Source organism: Blautia sp. HCP3S3_B11 (genome assembly GCF_052064435.1).
Lineage (GTDB): Bacteria > Bacillota > Clostridia > Lachnospirales > Lachnospiraceae > Blautia_A.
In genome coordinates this window covers 290914-309634 of sequence record NZ_JBQHVP010000001.1, presented here as the reverse complement: position 1 = coordinate 309634, position 18721 = coordinate 290914, and the positions used below count along the sequence as shown (strand labels likewise).

The following is an 18721-nucleotide window of genomic DNA, read 5'->3' as shown; positions in this document are numbered from 1 at the left end:
AATTGTGAAAAGCAATAAGCAGTGTATAGGGACTTACTTGCGGCAGAATGACAAAATGCATAAATGATGAAATAAAAGGAAGTAACAATAATGGCTAGATTAAATGAATGTATTTTATATCGTAACTTTGAACATGGTGAAATTCTTGATAAGATGGCAGAACTGATGAACGCCTGGGAACAGAAAGCGCCGGATCTGAAAGATAAGGAAGGAATGTTTTTCGAGTGTGCCAACGGGCTTGTAGAAATGGCTGGCTCTTATGGCTTTTCAGGAAATCTGTGGCACTGTTATCTGACATTTCTTCTGGTAAATAATGAAAATGCTTTCAGTACAGCCTGCGAGATCAGAGGGGCTGTGAACGGAAGTATTAATGAACTGGCTCTGAATGATTTTTGTGTATTTAAAGAATTATACGACTTTGACCTGACAGTATTGGATGAGGCTTTTAGAATTTCATGCTGTAAGATTCTGAAGGATTACACAAATACCGGAAGTAACAGTAAGATGTTTAATTCCCGCATCAGAGACCGTATCTGTGATCTGAGCAAAACACTGGCAGCAGCAGAAACAACAGAAGAATTTATGAAAGATATGGTACAGTTTTATAAAGACTTCGGTGTAGGAAAACTGGGATTACATAAGGCGTTTCGTGTAGGACATGATGAGAATGATAATGTAGAGATTCAGCCGATTACAAGAATCGCTCATGTGAAACTGGAAGATTTGGTAGGCTATGAAATTCCGAAACAGAAACTTATTGAGAATACAGAAGCCTTTGTAAGAGGCAGAAAAGCAAACAACTGTCTGCTGTTTGGTGATGCGGGTACAGGTAAATCTTCAAGTATCAAAGGAATCCTGAACCGTTATTATGATGAGGGACTTCGAATTATTGAGGTGTACAAGCATCAGTTCCAGGATCTAAACGATGTGATCGCACAGATCAAAAACAGAAATTATAAATTTATCATTTATATGGATGACCTTTCCTTTGAGGAATTTGAGATTGAGTATAAATATCTGAAAGCAGTCATTGAAGGTGGTCTGGAGAAGAAACCGGATAATATTCTGATCTACGCAACAAGTAACAGAAGACATCTGGTAAGGGAAAAATCCAGTGATAAGCTGGAAATCATGGATGACGACGATCTGCATTCCTCCGATACAGTACAGGAGAAACTTTCTCTTGTATATCGTTTTGGTGTTCGTATCTATTATGGTGCGCCAAGCAAGAAAGAATTCCAGACGATCGTCAAAGCGCTTGCGCAAAGGAACGGAATTACCATGCCGGAGGATGAACTGCTTCTGGAAGCAAATAAGTGGGAACTTTCCCATGGCGGTCTTACAGGAAGAACTGCACAGCAGTTTATTGATCATCTGTTGGGAAAAATTGAGGAGTAAAAAATATTTGATAACTATTCTGTTGCCTGTTAAGTACGGGAGTAAGAAAAAAGTTATGAAACTGAGTGAAATTTGGGGTATACGATTTTACAGATATCAGTTGCGATGTGCAGTGAGTCATGTGATTAAACTTATATAATAAAGGGGGAATACATATGGCAGTTATGACCTTTGCAGCTATTGACATCGGGTCTTATGAAGTAAGCATGAAAATTTTTGAGATGTCAAAGCGAATCGGATTTCGGGAACTGAATGATGTCAGATACAGTCTGGAACTTGGAAAAGGGGTTTATTCCGGGGGAAAGATTGATTCGGAAATGCTGAATGTTTTATGCGAAGTGCTAAATGATTTTAAACGTCTGATGCAGGATTTTGGCGTAGATGAATATCGTGCCTGCGGAACCAGTGCGTTCAGGGAACTTGCTAATCCACTGATTATCATTGAACAGATCTATCAGCGTACAGGTATGAAAATAGAAATCTTAAGCAGTGCAGAACAGCATTTCCTGGGATATAAATCAATTGCTGCGATTGAAAAAGGCTTCAAAAAGATGATCCAGAAAGGAACAGCAATTCTGGATGTAGGCGGCGGCAGTCTGCAGGTTTCTCTTTTTGATAAGGATGCGCTTGTTACGACCCAGGGGCTGAAGATGGGAAGTTTGAGAATAAGACAGCGTCTGCAGGAACTGGAGAAATCTACGATTCACTATGATAAGCTGGTAGAAGAATTTATCCGCAATGACCTTACAAACTTCCAGAGACTATATCTTAAGGATAAAGACATTAAGAATGTGATTCTTATGGGAGATTTTATCACAGATATGATCTTTCAGGAGGAGATGGAAGATAAGATCATCACGCGGGAAGAGTTTATGAAGCGCTATGAAGATACGGTGGGAAAATCTGTTGATCTGCTGGCTCAGGAGATGGAAATCGATCCGGAGTATGCCTCTCTTGTTGTTCCTACAATGGTTGTCTGCAAGAACTTTATTGATATTTTTAATGCGGAATCGCTCTGGGCACCGGGAGTTTCGCTTTTAGACGGAATTGCTTATGATTTTGCAGAGAAGAATAAATTTATCAAGAGTGTCCATAACTTTGAGAATGATATTCTGGTTACCTCAAAGAATATTGCAAAGAGGTATTCCAGCAGTAAGAACCATATCCAGGGGACTATGAATCTGTGTCTGAATATTTTTGACAGTATGAAGAAGGTTCATGGTATGGGGGCGAGAGAACGCCTGTTGCTACAGATAGCGGCGCTGCTTCATGACTGTGGCAAATATATCAGTATGGGAAATGTCTCCGGGTGTTCTTATCAGATCATAATGTCCACAGATATTATCGGTCTTTCTTCGTTGGAACGGCAGATGATCGCATGTGCAGTGCGATATAATACGTCAGCTTTTGCATATTATGATGAAATCCAGAATATGGGAATGGCTATCGACAGAGAAGGCTATATCAAGATTGCGAAGATGACGGCAATCCTTCGTCTGGCCAATGCCATGGACAGAAGTCATTATCAGAAGGTAAAAGGAATCAAGACTGTACTCAAGGACAGAGAATTACAGATGATCGTGGATTCCAGTCAGGATATTTCTCTTGAGCTGGGACTATTAAAGGATAAAGTTGCATTTTTTGAAGAAGTATTTGGTATCCGTCTGGTTCTCAGACGTAAGGGAAGGGCGTAAAGGAGGATTACTATGGATCTTGGAAAGTTTGAAAAGAAAGAATATTTCGTAAACCGTGAGCTGAGCTGGCTGAAATTTGACGAGCGTGTTCTGAGTGAAGCAAGAGATAAGAATCTTCCTTTATTTGACAGGCTGAAATTCTTAAGTATCACCGCATCCAATCTGGATGAGTTCTTTATGGTACGTGTGGCATCTCTGAAAGATCAGGTGCACGCAGGGTATCATAAGACAGATATTGCAGGAATGACTGCGAAAGAACAGTTGAAAGAAATCAGTGCACGCACTCATGAACTGGTACATGTGCAGTATAATACACTGAACCGCTCACTGCTCCCGGCGCTTGAGAAAGCAGGAATGCATCTGGTTGTTGCGCATGAAGATCTTACAGAAGAACAGAAAGCTTTTGTGGATCGTTACTTTGAAGATAATGTATATCCGGTGCTGACGCCTATGGCAATGGACTCTTCCAGACCATTCCCACTGATCAGAAATAAGACTTTGAATATTGGTGCGCTGATTTCAAAGAAAGATAAAGAGGATAAACTTAGCAGGAAGGACAAAGCTGAGGAGGGAGAACTCCTTTTTGCGACAGTCCAGGTGCCGTCAGTGCTTCCGAGAGTGGTCCAGATCCCGTCGAAAAAGGATGGAGATACTATGGTAATTCTTCTGGAAGAAATTATTGAGAGAAATATTGATAAGCTGTTTTTGAGCTATGATGTAGTATGCGCGCATCCGTACCGTATTATGCGTAATGCGGACCTTTCCATTGATGAGGATGAGGCAGAGGATCTTCTTGTGGAAATCCAGCGCCAGCTAAAGAAACGCCAGTGGGGAGAAGTTATTCGGCTTGAAGTGGAAGATAAGATGGATGAACGTCTGCTTAAGATTCTGAAAATGGAATTTGATATTAAAGAAGCAGATATTTTTGAAATCAATGGACCGCTGGATCTTACCATGCTTATGAAAGTATATGGAGCGGAAGGTTTTGATACTTACAAAACACCGAGATATCAGCCGGCGCCTGTACCGGAATTTCAGAATGACAAAGACATTTTTCAGGTGATACGTGAGGGAGATGTGTTTCTGCACCATCCTTATATGAGCTTTGATCCTGTTGTAAATTTCGTACGACAGGCGGCAAAAGATCCTGATGTTCTGGCTATTAAGCAGACTTTGTACCGTGTCAGTGGAAATTCTCCGATCATTGCCGCACTTGCGCAGGCGGCAGAGAATGGAAAACAGGTTTCTGTACTTGTGGAATTAAAGGCACGTTTTGATGAAGAGAACAATATCGTATGGGCGAAGAAGCTGGAAAAGGCGGGCTGTCATGTAATCTATGGTCTGGTAGGTCTTAAGACACACAGCAAGATTACATTGGTAGTACGCAGAGAAGAGACAGGAATCAGACGTTATGTACATCTGGCAACAGGAAACTATAATGATTCTACTGCCAAACTTTATACAGACTGCGGTATTTTTACCTGCGATGAGCGCTTTGGGGAGGATGCAACTGCTGTATTTAACATGCTTTCCGGATATTCCGAGCCGAAATGCTGGAATAAGCTGATTGTAGCTCCGATCTGGATGAAAGACCGATTCCTGAGTCTGATCGAGAGAGAAGCAGAGAATGCGAAGAAGGGATTGACGGCGCATATCCGGGCTAAAATGAACTCTCTTTGCGATCCGAAGATCATGGCTGGACTTTATTATGCATCTTCTTGTGGAGTACAGGTGGAGCTTCTTGTCAGAGGCATTTGCTGTCTTAAAGTTGGAATACCGGGAGTCAGTGAAAATATTCAGGTCCGCTCTATTGTCGGAGAATTTCTGGAACACAGCCGTATTTTCTATTTTGAGAATGGCGGAAATCCTGAAATTTATATGGGAAGTGCGGACTGGATGCCGCGTAACCTCGACCGACGTGTAGAGATTGTGTTCCCGGTGGAAGATGAGAAAATTAAGAAAGAGCTGGAGCATGTGCTTGACCTTGAATTCAGGGACAATGTAAAGGCACATCTGTTACAGCCGGACGGTACTTATACGAAACAGGATAAGCGAGGCAAGGTGCAGATCAATTCCCAGATGGAATTCTGTATGGAGGCGACAGAGAAAGCGGCACTTCATAAACATGAAGCAAAGAAATCCAGAGTGTTTATTCCGGCAGAGCCTGCGGAAGATATAGAGGATTAAAAAATATTCCTGCAAAAAAGCCCGTCTTTATGGGCTTTTTTGCAGGAAAAATTCGAGAAAAATAAAAAAATTGAAATTTTTTTAAAAAAGTACTTGCATTTTAGAAAAAGATGGTGTATATTAAACTAGTCGACGGGGAACAGATAGTTGACACGAAACAAATGGCCAGTTGGTCAAGGGGTTAAGACGTCGCCCTCTCACGGCGAAAACACGGGTTCGATTCCCGTACTGGCTGCTACTAAATAGTGAGAACTTAGGAAAAATGATCAGAATTTCGGTTCTGGTCATTTTTTTTCGGATTTTATTCGGATACTCACAGATTTTGACAAAATATATTTGAGCAGCATACTTGAAAAATGAAAATAATTCATTTATAATACAGAACAAACGTTTGTAATAGTATGTAAAGATTATAGATAGAAAGGAAATGTAACAGACATGGCAAAGAAAAACACCTATGATGCAGGGAGTATCTCTGTCCTTGAGGGCCTTGAGGCGGTTCGTAAGCGTCCCGGAATGTACATCGGAAGTGTTTCACGAAAGGGACTTAACCATCTGATCTATGAGATCGTAGATAATGCAGTAGATGAACATCTGGCAGGATATTGCAGCCTGATCCATGTAGTGCTGGAAAAGGACGGCTCCTGTACAGTTACGGATAATGGACGAGGAATCCCGGTGGATATGCATGAGAAGGGAGTGTCGGCAGAGAGGCTTGTATTTACAACTCTTCATGCAGGCGGTAAATTTGATAACTCTGCTTACAAAACAAGCGGAGGACTTCATGGAGTTGGTTCTTCAGTTGTCAATGCGCTGTCTACATATCTTGATATCAAGATCAGCCGTGACGGATATGTACATCATGATCATTATGAAAGAGGAATCCCGACACTCGAGCTGGAAGAAGGACTTCTGCCGAAACTGGGCAAGACCAGACAGACGGGAACCAGCATTAATTTCCTTCCGGATCCGGAAATTTTTGAAAAGACCAGGTTTTCAGCAACTGAGGTAAAGAGCAGACTTCATGAGACTGCATATCTTAACCCGGAGCTGACGATTCATTTTGAAGATAAAAGAGGCGCGGAAGTAGAAGATATCACCTATCATGAGCCGGATGGAATCATTGGATTTATCAAAGATCTGAATCATAGTGCAGAGGTTCTGCATGATCCGGTTTATCTGAAAGGCGAGGCTGAAGGTATCCAGGTAGAAGTAGCATTTCAGTTTACCAACGAATTCCGCGAGAACGTGTTGGGCTTCTGCAACAATATTTATAATGCAGAAGGCGGTACACATCTGACCGGATTTAAGACCACATTTACGACAGTAATGAATACTTACGCCAGAGAAATCGGTATTCTTAAGGATAAAGATCCGAATTTTACCGGTGCTGATATCCGTAATGGTATGACAGCGGTTGTATCTATCAAACATCCGGAACCTCGATTTGAGGGACAGACAAAGACGAAGCTGGATAATCAGGATGCATCCCGTGCTACAGGTAAGGTAGTCGGAGAACAGATGGTACTCTACTTTGACCGAAATCTGGAGACTCTTAAGACAATTCTTTCCTGTGCGGAAAAAGCGGCTAAGATTCGTAAAACAGAGGAGAGAGCAAAGACTAATCTTCTGACGAAACAGAAATATTCTTTTGACTCGAATGGGAAGCTGGCAAACTGCGAGAAGAAAGATCCCTCCCAGTGTGAGATTTTTATCGTAGAGGGAGATTCTGCGGGTGGCTCTGCCAAAACTGCGCGTAACCGTAACTATCAGGCAATTCTGCCGATCAGAGGTAAGATTCTGAACGTTGAGAAGGCAACGATTGATAAAGTACTTGCCAACGCGGAAATCAAGACGATGATTAATGCGTTTGGATGTGGATTCTCCGAAGGATATGGAAATGATTTTGATATTACGAAGCTTCGCTATGATAAGATCGTTATCATGGCCGATGCCGATGTGGATGGTGCGCATATTTCCACACTGCTCCTTACATTGTTCTATCGATTTATGCCGGATCTGATCACTGAGGGACATGTATATATTGCCATGCCGCCACTATATAAGGTTATGCCGAAGAAGGGACAGGAAGAATATTTGTATGATGATAAGGCGCTGGAGAAGTACAGACGTGCTCATAAACCGGGAAGCTTTACCTTACAGAGATATAAAGGTCTTGGAGAAATGGATGCAGAGCAGCTCTGGGAGACGACTCTGAATCCGGAGACAAGAATGATGAAACGTGTGGAGATCGAGGATGCGAGACTGGCATCCAGTGTGACTGAGATTCTGATGGGAAGCGATGTCCCGCCGAGAAAGAAATTTATCTATGAGCATGCACAAGATGCGGAACTGGATATCTGATATCCGGAAATTGATTGCAAATCGAATAGTTACTGGTACATTGCCTTTTTGAAATAATGTACTGGATTTTGGTAAATAAATAAACAGATATGCCGGTGTGTATCTGAACGGAGGAATGAAATAAATGGAAACAAAACAGGAGAATGTAATCCCTACCGATTATGCGGAGGTCATGCAGAAATCCTATATCGATTACGCCATGAGTGTTATTATCTCCAGAGCCCTGCCGGATGTGCGTGACGGATTGAAACCGGTACAGAGAAGAACACTGTATGATATGTATGAACTGGGAATCCGTTATGATCGACCATACAGAAAATGTGCCCGTATCGTAGGTGATACTATGGGTAAATATCACCCGCATGGTGACAGCTCCATCTATGAGGCACTTGTGGTAATGGCACAGGATTTTAAGAAAGGTAAGACGCTGGTCGACGGACATGGAAATTTTGGTTCTATCGAGGGCGACGGTGCAGCGGCTATGCGATATACAGAAGCCAGACTTGAGAAACTGACACAGGATGTATTTCTTGAAGATCTGGATAAGAATGTGGTTGATTTCATGCCGAACTTTGATGAGACGGAGAAGGAACCGGTGGTACTTCCGGTGAGAATCCCTAACCTGCTTGTAAATGGTGCGGATGGAATCGCAGTCGGTATGGCAACCAGTATCCCTCCTCATAATCTGGGGGAAGTGGCAGATGCTGTAAAAGCATATATGAAGAATAATGACATCAGCGTAAAAGGTCTGATGCGTTATCTCAAAGGACCTGATTTCCCGACTGGCGGTCTGGTAGTAAATAAGGATGACCTGCTTAAAATCTATGAGACAGGAACTGGAAAGCTCCGCGTCAGAGGTAAAGTAGAAACAGTGAAGCTTAAAGGTGGCAGACAGCAGCTGGTGATCACTGAAATTCCATATACTATGATTGGCGCAAATATCGGAAAATTCCTGAATGATATTGCTTCTCTTGTAGAGAATAAGAAGACAACCGATATTGTAGATATTTCTAATCAGTCTTCTAAAGAAGGAATACGAATCGTTCTTGATTTAAAGCGTGATGCAGATGTAGAGAATCTTACAAATATGCTTTACAAGAAGACCAAGCTGGAAGACACTTTTGGCGTAAATATGCTTGCGGTAGCAGACGGCAGACCGGAGACACTGAGTCTGAAACAGGTGATCGAGTATCATGTTGATTTCGTGTTTGATGTCACGACCAGAAAGTATACCACACTTCTTAACAAAGAGCAGGAGAAAAAAGAAATTCAGGAAGGTCTGATTAAGGCTTGCGATGTGATCGACCTGATTATTGAAATCCTGCGGGGAAGCAAGAATCGTGAGCAGGTAAAGAAATGCCTGGTTGACGGCGTGACAGAGGGAATCAAGTTTAAGAGCAAAGCAAGCGAGAAAGCTGCGCAGAAGCTTCTGTTCTCAGAAAAGCAGGCAGCAGCAATCCTGGATATGCGTCTGTATAAACTGATCGGTCTGGAAATTGAAGCACTTCAGGCAGATTATGCAGAAACAATGAAGAATATCGCATTATATGAGGACATTCTGAATAATTATGATTCTATGGCGGATGTGATTATGAAAGATCTGGATAAGATCAAGAAAGAATATGGAACAAAACGCCGTACAGTAATAGAGAATGCAGAGGAAGTCGTATACGAAGAGAAGAAGATGGAAGAGATGGAAGTTACATTCCTGATGGACCGTTTTGGATATATGCGAATTATTGATAAATCTGCTTATGAGAGAAATAAAGAGGCCGCCAATGCTGAGAATAAGTACGTATTTAATTGTATGAATACGGATAAAATCTGTATCTTTACAGACAGTGGAAAGATGCACAGTATTAAAGTAGCTGATATTCCGCTGGTACGTTTCAGAGATAAAGGCACACCGGCAGATAACCTGAGTAATTATGACAGCGCGCAGGAGCGAATGATTTATGTAGCACCGCTGGCGGCTGTAAAAGAAAATACGCTGTTGTTTGTTACTGCGTCTTCTATGTGTAAGCTGGTCAACGGTGCTGAGTTTGAAGCGTCAAAGAGAACAATCGTGTCTACTAAACTGGCAGAAGATGATACGCTGATCTTTGTAGGAGCGGCGGATGAAATGGAACAGATAGTCCTTCAGAGTGAGGGTGGATATTTCCTGAGATTCCAGAAACAGGATGTTTCTTCTATGAAGAAAACATCGATTGGTGTGCGAGGAATGAAACTTGCGGAAGGAGATAAGCTTGTTTATGCATATCTTTTAGAGAGCCGTCAGGAATACACCATTACCTATCATGATAAACCTTATGTACTCAACAAAGTGAAACTTTCCAAGCGAGACAGTAAGGGAGTGAAACCGCGTGTATAGTATATTTCGGTGAATCATGTGGAAAATGTTTTTGGACATACTTAAATGTGCCTGAAAAACTGTTATTTACAGCCTAAAAAATTGGCAAATGCGGTAAATCACAAGGTTTTTACGGGAAAAGCCTTGCAATTCTTTGACATTGGTGTTACAATACACCTAAATTAGAACTTGCAGACATAGGAGTGGGCGTGAGCCCACTCTTATTTGTTGCATAGAAAGGCAGGTGGGAAAATGAGCAGACGGGAAGAGTATGAAAAGCGCGCAGAGGAACTTCTGGCACCGATCGTAGAACTTAACGGCTTTGAACTGGTTGATGTAGAATATGTGAAGGAAGCAGGTAACTGGTATCTGAGAGGATACATTGACAAACCAGGTGGAATTACGGTAAATGACTGCGAGATAGTCAGCAGAGCATTCAGTGACAAACTGGATGAGAATGATTTTATCGAAGACAGTTATATTATGGAGATCAGTTCACCGGGACTGGACAGACCGCTGAAGAAAGACAAAGACTTTGAGAGAAACATGGGAAAACTGGTGGAAATCCGTACCTACCGGCCAATCGAGAAGCAAAAAGAGTTCTGCGGGATTTTGACCGCATATGATAGTAACAGTGTGACAATCGATGAGGATGGAACCGAGCGTGTTTTTGATAAGAAAGACACAGCTCTGATACGCCTCGCAATAGAGTTTTAGTTAATTCGGGAGGATAAGAAAAAAATGAGCAGAGAGTTAAAGGAGGCACTGGATATCCTTGAAAAGGAAAAGAGTATCAGCAAAGATACTCTGCTTGAGGCAATTGAGCAGTCTCTGATCCAGGCCTGCAAGAACCATTTTGGAAAAGCTGACAATGTACATGTAACTATTGATCCGGAAACCTGCGATTTTTCAGTGTATGCAGACAGAAGTATCGTAGAATACGTAGAGGATCCTGCAATGGAGATTTCTCTGGCAGATGCTTTGAAGATCACATCAAGAGCTGAGATCGGAGGCATGATACAGGTTCCAATCCAGTCTAAGGAATTCGGACGTATTGCGACACAGAATGCAAAGAACGTTATCCTGCAGAAAATCCGCGAGGAAGAACGTAAAGTGCTGTATGATGAATACTATGGAAAAGAGAAAGAAGTAGTAACCGGTATTGTACAGCGTGTGATGGGCAAGAATGTAAGCATCAATCTTGGTAAGGCAGATGCAGTATTAAGTGAGAATGAACAGGTGAAAGGGGAAACCTTCCAGCCGACAGAGAGAATTAAGGTGTATATTCTTGAAGTCAAGGATACCCCGAAGGGACCTCGTATTCTGGTATCCAGAACTCATCCGGGACTTGTGAAACGTCTCTTTGAATCAGAAGTAGCAGAAGTAAAAGACGGAACTGTTGAGATCAAGAGCATCGCACGTGAGGCTGGTTCCCGTACAAAGATCGCTGTATGGAGCAACGATCCGGATGTAGATGCAGTTGGTGCATGCGTAGGTATGAATGGTGCACGTGTCAATGCAGTAGTTGAGGAACTTCGCGGTGAGAAGATTGATATTATCAACTGGGATGAGAATCCTGCGATCCTGATCGAGAATGCATTGAGCCCTGCAAAGGTTATCGCAGTTATGGCAGATCCTGATGAGAAGACAGCTCTGGTAGTTGTTCCTGATTATCAGCTGTCCCTTGCAATCGGTAAAGAAGGTCAGAATGCACGTCTTGCTGCAAGACTTACAGGATTTAAGATTGACATCAAGAGTGAGACTCAGGCAAAAGAAGCCGGTGATTTCTATGATTATGATGATGACGAGACTGCAGAAGATGCAGAAGAGGCATCAGCAGAAGATTCCCTGACAGAAGAAACCGAAGCAGAAGAAGTTTCAGAGGAAGTTCCTGTAGAAGAAGAGTCACAGGCTCAGGAAGCAGGAGAGAATGAAGACGAAGAATAAGATTCCCATGCGCCAGTGTACCGGCTGCAGGGAAATGAAAAGCAAGAAAGAGATGCTCAGAGTCCTTAAGACTACGGAAGACGAGATTGTGCTTGACGCTACCGGCAAGAAGAACGGCAGAGGCGCGTATCTGTGTTTTTCCAGAGAATGTCTGGACAAAGCAATCAAGAATCATGGTCTTGAGAGATCTCTGAAAACTGCAGTTCCCGATGAGGTATACGAACGACTTAAGAAGGAGCTGGAAGATATTGAAAAATAACAAAGTACTGTCGCTGATAGGGCTGGCAACCAAAGCAGGCAAGACTGTAAGCGGAGAATTTTCCACAGAGAAATCTGTCAAGACAGGAAAAGGACTGCTTGTAATCGTGGCTGAGGATGCCTCCGAAAATACAAAGAAGAAATTCCGGAACATGTGCAGCTTTTATGAAGTTCCGATTTACTTCCTCTCAGATAAAGAGAGCTTAGGCAGAGCAATGGGAAAGGAGTACCGCGCCTGTCTGGCTGTTCAGGATGAGAACTTTGCGAAAGCAATCATGAAGGAGGTATAGCGATTGTCTAAATTAAGAGTACATGAGCTGGCCAGAGAGCTTGGACGACAGAACAAAGAAGTAATCGAGTTTCTGAAATCAAAAGGCATTGATGTCAAAAGCCATATGAGTATGGTGGATGAGCCTGCGATTTCAATTGTAAGAGATAGATTTAAAAAAAATAACAATAGGGGAAAGGAGCATATTGCGAAATTGGATACTCCCAAAACAGAAGAAAAGGTTGTAACAGCAAAATCTGAAGGAGATAAAACTGAGACACCTAAAAAGAAAAAAAATATTATCCGCGTTTTTCATGCACAGAATGCAAGCGACGGAGGTAAAACAAGAAAGAAACCTGTAAAAGCTGAAGGCGAGAGAACAGGTGCACCGAGAAATGCAGAAGGAACAAAGGCTTCTGATAATTCAAGAACAGATGGTGACAGACCAAGAAGAAATAATGATCGTTCCAATGCCGGTAACAGAAGACCGCAGGGAGACGGACAGCGCCAGGGAAGATCACAGGGCGAAGGCAGAGCTCAGGGCGATGGAAATCGTCAGGGCGGACGTTTTGGTCAGGGAAGAACCCAGGGTGATGGACAGCGCCAGGGAAGACCACAGGGAGATGGAAACCGTCAGGGTGGACGTTTCGGTCAGGGAAGAACCCAGGGTGATGGTCAGGGACGCCAGGGCGGAAGATTCCAGGGAGATGGAAACCGTCAGGGCGGACGTTCCGGTCAGGGTGGAAGACCACAGGGTAATGGCCAGGGTCGCCCGGATGGAAACAGAAGTGAAGGACGCGATGGACGCTTCAGCGGCGGTCAGGGACGTCAGGGACAGCGCCAGAATACCAGAAAGAATGATGATATGGTATTTGCACCGGAACTGACTAAGACTTCCAAAGACAGCAAGAGAGAGCGTGACAGAGAGAACAAGAATAAGAAGAAAGATTTCGATAAGACACAGAGTGGCGGCGGACGCAGACCAAATCAGGGCGGATTTAACAAGAATTCCAGAATCCCGAAAGCTCTGCAGAAACCAACTCCACAGCCGAAACAGGAAGAGAAGAAGCCTGAGGTTAAGGAGATCACACTTCCGGAGAAGATGACAATCCGTGAACTGGCAGAAGCAATGAAGATGCAGCCGTCAGCAATCGTTAAGAAACTCTTTATGCAGGGTATGATGGTTACAGTAAATCACGAGATTGATTTTGAAAAAGCTCAGGAAATCGCTCTTGAATATGATATCATCGCAGAACCGGAAGAAAAAGTAGACGTTATCGGAGAACTCCTCAAAGAGGATGAAGAAGACGAGAAAGACATGGTTCCGAGACCACCTGTAGTTTGTGTTATGGGTCACGTTGACCATGGTAAAACATCACTTCTGGATGCAATCCGTAAGACAAATGTAACACGTGGAGAAGCCGGTGGTATCACACAGCATATCGGTGCTTCTGTAGTAGAAGTTAACGGTCAGAAGATTACATTCCTGGATACACCTGGACATGAAGCTTTCACAGCTATGCGTATGCGTGGTGCGAACTCCACAGATATCGCAGTTTTGGTTGTAGCTGCTGATGATGGTGTCATGCCGCAGACAGTAGAGGCTATCAGCCATGCAAAAGCAGCTGGCGTTGAGATCATTGTTGCCATCAACAAGATTGATAAACCAAGTGCAAATATCGAGCGTGTAAAACAGGAACTTTCCGAATATGAACTGATTCCGGAAGACTGGGGCGGAAGCACAATCTTCGTTCCTGTATCTGCACACACCGGAGAAGGAATCGATACTCTTCTTGAGATGATTCTTCTTACCGCTGAAGTCTGCGAACTGAAAGCGAATCCGAACCGTTCTGCAAGAGGTCTTGTGATCGAGGCTCAGCTTGACAAAGGTAAAGGCCCGGTTGCTACAATCCTTGTTCAGAAAGGTACACTTCATGTAGGAGACTTTATCGCCGCAGGTGCATGCAATGGTAAAGTTCGTGCCATGATGGACGATAAGGGACGCAGAATCAAAGAAGCAGGTCCTTCCACTCCGGTAGAGATCCTCGGACTTGGCGATGTACCGAATGCAGGTGAGATCCTTCTTTCCTTTGACAGTGATAAGGAAGCGAAGAACTTTGCAGGTGCATTCGTATCTGAAAATAAGAACCGTCTTCTTGAGGAGACTAAGGGCAAATTATCTCTGGATAATCTCTTTGACCAGATTCAGGCAAGCGATCTGAAAGAACTTCCAATCATCGTCAAAGCAGACGTACAGGGATCTGTAGAAGCAGTAAAACAGAGTCTGACAAAACTTTCCAACGAGGAAGTTGTTGTAAAAGTAATCCATGGTGGTGTTGGTGCTGTCAATGAATCTGACGTAAGTCTTGCTGCTACATCAAACGCTATCATCATCGGATTTAACGTTCGTCCAGATGCGACAGCGAAACAGCTTGCTGAACAGGAAGGCGTAGATCTTCGTCTGTACAGAGTCATCTATCAGGCAATCGAAGATGTAGAAGCTGCTATGAAAGGTATGCTTGACCCTGTATTTGAGGAGAAAGTTATCGGTCATGCAGAAGTACGTCAGCTGTTTAAGGCATCCGGTGTCGGTACGATCGCAGGAAGCTATGTTCTGGATGGTATTTTCCAGAGAAACTGCAAGGTTCGTATTTCCAGAGAAGGCGAGCAGATTTTCGAGGGTGAACTTGCATCTCTGAAGAGATTCAAAGACGACGTTAAGGAAGTTAAAGCAGGATACGAATGTGGTCTTGTATTTGACGGATTTAATGATGTAAAAGAAGAAGATAAAGTAGAAGCTTATATCATGGTAGAAGTACCAAGATAGGATAGCGACAGTAACTGATATGGGTGCGCGGTTTCATGGTGTTACGTACAGCGTGACGCGCACCTGTTTTAATTGAATCAATTGTAAAACAGATATTCGGTATATCAAATTACCGAATATCTGCTCAAATAGAGGAGTGGAACTTAAAAATGAGAAAAAACAGTATTAAGAATACACGAATCAATGGAGAAGTTCAGAAAGAGCTCAGCACCATTATCCGTAATGAGATTAAGGATCCGCGTATTCACCCGATGACATCCGTCATGGCTGTAGAAGTGGCTCCTGACCTGAAAACCTGTAAAGCATACATCAGTGTGTTAGGAGAGAAAGAAGCAAAAGAGGCAACGATCAAAGGTCTTAACAGTGCAGAAGGTTATATCAGACGCCAGCTGGCAAAGAATCTTAACCTTAGAAATACACCGGAGATTCGTTTCATTCTGGATGAATCTATTGAATACGGTGTAAATATGTCAAAGCTTATCGATGATGTTACCAAAAAGGACAGCTCCCACAGACAGGTCAAAGAGCAGGAAGAGAATTAAGAGGGTGAATACATGAAGAATATCGCGGAGATACTGGAAGGTGTGAAAACAATGGGAATCGGCGGACATATCCGTCCGGATGGTGACTGCGTTGGTTCCTGTATGGCATTATATTTATATGTAAAAACCTATTATCCGGAGATTCAGGTGGATGTTTATCTGGACAATCCAAAACCTGTTTTCGGACATATTGACTGCATGGATGAGATCAAAACAGAATTGGACGGAGATAAAGAGTACGATCTTTTTGTCACCTGCGATGTAAGTGCGAGAGACAGACTTGCTCTTGCGGGACCATATTTTGACTCAGCAAAGAAAACAGCATGTATCGATCATCATATCAGCAATCCTGGATTTGCACAGGTCAACCACATCAGAGGCGATGTAAGTTCTGCATGTGAGGTTCTTTATGGACTGCTTGATTCTGAGAAAGTTAACTGCACGATCGCAAAACCTGTTTATACAGGAATGGTTCACGATACAGGTGTGTTCCAGTATTCCTCAACTTCACCGGAAACCATGCGTATCGCGGGTGAATTGATGAAGACAGGTTTTGATTTCAGTAAGATCATTGATGAATCCTTTTACCAGAAGACCTATGTTCAGAATCAGATAATGGGACGTGTACTTGCAGAGAGTATTATGCTTCTGGATGGAAAATGCATCATTGGATATCTTAAGAAAAAGGATATGGAATTTTATGGTGTGGACGGCAAAGATCTGGATGGTATTGTCAGCCAGTTGCGCCTTACACAGGGGGTAGAAGTTGCCATGTTCATTTATGAACTGGAAACTCAGTCCTTTAAGGTATCCCTGCGCTCCAATGGAAAAGTAGATGTAAGTAAGATCGCGGTATATTTTGGCGGCGGCGGTCATAAGAGGGCTGCGGGATGTGATCTGCAGGGTTCTATGTACGATGTGATCAACAATATATCAGAGCAGATCTGTAAACAGTTTCAGGAGCTTGAAATCTGATGGATGGAGTAATTGTAATCCGTAAGGAAAAAGGTTATACTTCTCATGATGTGGTGGCAAAGCTTCGCGGAATTCTTCATATGAAGAAAATCGGACATACCGGAACACTTGATCCGGATGCAGAGGGAGTGCTCCCGGTGGCTCTGGGAAAAGCTACTCGACTGGTGGATATGATCACCGATAAAGAAAAAACATATGAGGCAGTGATGCGTCTGGGTGTTGTTACAGACACGCAGGATATGAGTGGAACAGTTCTTTCAGAAGTGCCTGAGTTTCAGGTTACAGAAGAGGAACTTCGCACAGTAACAGAATCTTTTGCAGGTGATTATATGCAGGTGCCGCCGATGTATTCGGCACTGAAGGTCAATGGAAAGAAGCTTTACGAGTTCGCCAGAGAAGGTAAGATGGTAGAGCGCAAGCCAAGGCCGGTGCATTTCTTTGAGATAGAAATTCTTGACATTGATTTTCCACTGGTGCATTTTCGCGTAACATGCAGTAAAGGAACGTATATCCGTACTTTATGTCACGATATCGGAGAGAAACTGGGCTGCGGCGCTGCCATGGAAACGCTTCTGCGTACAAAAGTAGGCAGATTCACACTGGATGATGCGATCACACTGGCACAGACAGAAGAGGCAGTGCGAAACGGTGAGATAGAGCAGAGGATTCTTGGGATTGAAGAAATCCTTGCAGAGTATCCTCGTGTTTGCTGTACAAAAGAGGGAGACAGACTTCTGGCTAATGGAAATCCTCTTGTCCAGGCATTGGTCAATGCAGAGGAAAAAGATGGATGGATCCGTATGTGCAACAGCGAGGGCAGCTTTGCCGGAGTTTACCAGTGGGATGAAAAAAGAGACAGATATTTTCCTGTGAAGATGTTTTGATGAAATCAGGAAAGCAGTGAAGGGGATGAAACTTCAGCTGACCTGTAAACAGGAATGATTTTAGGAGACATGATGGAATACTTAAGGATTGAAAATGATTTTCCCAGAATTTCACACAGTGCGGTAACACTTGGGAAGTTTGACGGCATACACCGTGGACATCAGAAACTGGTTGAGAAAATTATTGAGCAGAAACAGGAAGGCGCACAGGCTGTTGTGCTTGCACTTGGTACTGCCTCAAGAGCAATCCTCACAAAGGAAGAGAGATGCCGCGTTCTGGAAGAAATGGGAGTGGATGTACTGCTTGAGTGTCCACTTACCGAGAAGATGCGGCACATGAAAGCAGAGAATTTTATAAAAGAAATATTGATAGGGGACCTTCAGGTCTCCTATGTGGCGGTTGGAGAAGATTTTCGCTTTGGCTATGAGCGAAAAGGAACACCTGCCATGCTAAAAGAGTTCGGAAAAAAATATGGATTTCATACGGAGGTCCTTCCGAAAGAAATGGACGGACGCCGTAAGATCAGCAGCACATTTATCAGAGAAGAGTTAAACAGAGGGAATATGGAGAAATTTCAATTCCTGATGGGAACGGACTTCTCAGTGGAAGGGATTATAGAACATGGTCGTGGAATGGGGCATAAATACCTTCTCCCGACTACGAACCTGATTCCACCGGCAGAGAAACTGATGCCGCCAAATGGTGTTTATATCACAGTTTCTCATTTCAAAGACAGAAGTTATCAGGGAATCACCAATGTAGGACATAAACCTACAGTTGGCGGTGAGAAATTTGTCGGTGTGGAAACATACCTGTTTGACTGCAATGAGAACCTGTACGGAGAATACTGTAAAGTAGATTTCAAAAAATTCCTCAGACCGGAGCAGAAATTCTCTTCGCTGGAGGCACTTAAAAGTCAGTTGGAGAAAGATGCTGTGAAGGGACAGGAATATTTTGAAACTTTGTAAAAAAGAGGTTTACACGCTGAAATCAATGTGCTATACTATCCAAGATGAATTTAGCCCA

General features: G+C 43.1%; 14 protein-coding genes and 1 tRNA gene. All 15 read left to right on the top strand.

The window, feature by feature from the left end:
- Window positions 1–90 precede the first annotated feature (90 nt).
- The 15 genes from ACTNC0_RS01360 (at window position 91) to ACTNC0_RS01290 (ending at window position 18663) form a co-directional block, all read left to right on the top strand.
- Complete coding sequence (locus tag ACTNC0_RS01360) at window positions 91–1398, top strand: ATP-binding protein (RefSeq protein WP_441086041.1); 1308 nt, start codon at window positions 91–93, stop codon at window positions 1396–1398.
- Between the two features lie 155 nt (window positions 1399–1553).
- Window positions 1554–3092 (top strand): Ppx/GppA phosphatase family protein, encoded by a 1539-nt coding sequence (locus ACTNC0_RS01355; protein WP_441086040.1) that lies wholly within the window; start codon window positions 1554–1556, stop codon window positions 3090–3092.
- Between the two features lie 12 nt (window positions 3093–3104).
- Window positions 3105–5279 (top strand): RNA degradosome polyphosphate kinase, encoded by a 2175-nt coding sequence (locus ACTNC0_RS01350; protein WP_441086039.1) that lies wholly within the window; start codon window positions 3105–3107, stop codon window positions 5277–5279.
- Window positions 5280–5442: 163 nt separating this feature from the next.
- A tRNA-Glu gene (locus ACTNC0_RS01345) sits at window positions 5443–5514 on the top strand.
- A 203-nt stretch (window positions 5515–5717) separates the two neighbouring features.
- Window positions 5718–7643, top strand: coding sequence for a DNA gyrase/topoisomerase IV subunit B (locus ACTNC0_RS01340; RefSeq protein WP_441086038.1), 1926 nt, complete (start codon window positions 5718–5720; stop codon window positions 7641–7643).
- Between the two features lie 124 nt (window positions 7644–7767).
- The gene (locus ACTNC0_RS01335) at window positions 7768–10014 is read left to right on the top strand and encodes a DNA gyrase/topoisomerase IV subunit A (protein WP_441086037.1); all 2247 of its coding nucleotides are present in this window, start codon (window positions 7768–7770) and stop codon (window positions 10012–10014) included.
- A 231-nt stretch (window positions 10015–10245) separates the two neighbouring features.
- On the top strand, window positions 10246–10710 hold the full coding sequence (rimP, locus tag ACTNC0_RS01330; protein ID WP_441086036.1) for a ribosome maturation factor RimP: 465 nt from the start codon (window positions 10246–10248) through the stop codon (window positions 10708–10710).
- 24 nt (window positions 10711–10734) lie between these two features.
- Window positions 10735–11940 carry a transcription termination factor NusA gene (gene nusA / locus ACTNC0_RS01325; RefSeq protein WP_441086035.1) on the top strand — a complete coding sequence of 402 codons (1206 nt, stop codon included), beginning with the start codon at window positions 10735–10737 and terminating at the stop codon, window positions 11938–11940.
- Window positions 11924–12199 carry an RNase P modulator RnpM gene (rnpM, locus tag ACTNC0_RS01320; RefSeq protein ID WP_117676292.1) on the top strand — a complete coding sequence of 92 codons (276 nt, stop codon included), beginning with the start codon at window positions 11924–11926 and terminating at the stop codon, window positions 12197–12199. The genes nusA and rnpM overlap by 17 nt, the downstream gene beginning before the upstream one ends.
- Complete coding sequence (locus ACTNC0_RS01315; protein WP_118508557.1) at window positions 12189–12488, top strand: L7Ae/L30e/S12e/Gadd45 family ribosomal protein; 300 nt, start codon at window positions 12189–12191, stop codon at window positions 12486–12488. The genes rnpM and ACTNC0_RS01315 overlap by 11 nt, the downstream gene beginning before the upstream one ends.
- A gap of 3 nt (window positions 12489–12491) precedes the next feature.
- A complete protein-coding gene (infB, locus tag ACTNC0_RS01310) occupies window positions 12492–15293 on the top strand; it encodes a translation initiation factor IF-2 (protein WP_441086034.1) in 2802 nt (933 codons plus the stop codon).
- Between the two features lie 149 nt (window positions 15294–15442).
- Window positions 15443–15835, top strand: coding sequence for a 30S ribosome-binding factor RbfA (rbfA, locus tag ACTNC0_RS01305; RefSeq protein ID WP_441086033.1), 393 nt, complete (start codon window positions 15443–15445; stop codon window positions 15833–15835).
- 12 nt (window positions 15836–15847) lie between these two features.
- Window positions 15848–16810 carry a DHH family phosphoesterase gene (locus tag ACTNC0_RS01300; protein WP_441086032.1) on the top strand — a complete coding sequence of 321 codons (963 nt, stop codon included), beginning with the start codon at window positions 15848–15850 and terminating at the stop codon, window positions 16808–16810.
- Window positions 16807–17694 (top strand): tRNA pseudouridine(55) synthase TruB, encoded by an 888-nt coding sequence (gene truB / locus ACTNC0_RS01295; protein WP_441086063.1) that lies wholly within the window; start codon window positions 16807–16809, stop codon window positions 17692–17694. The genes ACTNC0_RS01300 and truB overlap by 4 nt, the downstream gene beginning before the upstream one ends.
- A 72-nt stretch (window positions 17695–17766) precedes the next feature.
- Window positions 17767–18663 (top strand): bifunctional riboflavin kinase/FAD synthetase, encoded by an 897-nt coding sequence (locus ACTNC0_RS01290; RefSeq protein ID WP_441086031.1) that lies wholly within the window; start codon window positions 17767–17769, stop codon window positions 18661–18663.
- The last annotated feature ends 58 nt before the right edge of the window (window positions 18664–18721 follow it).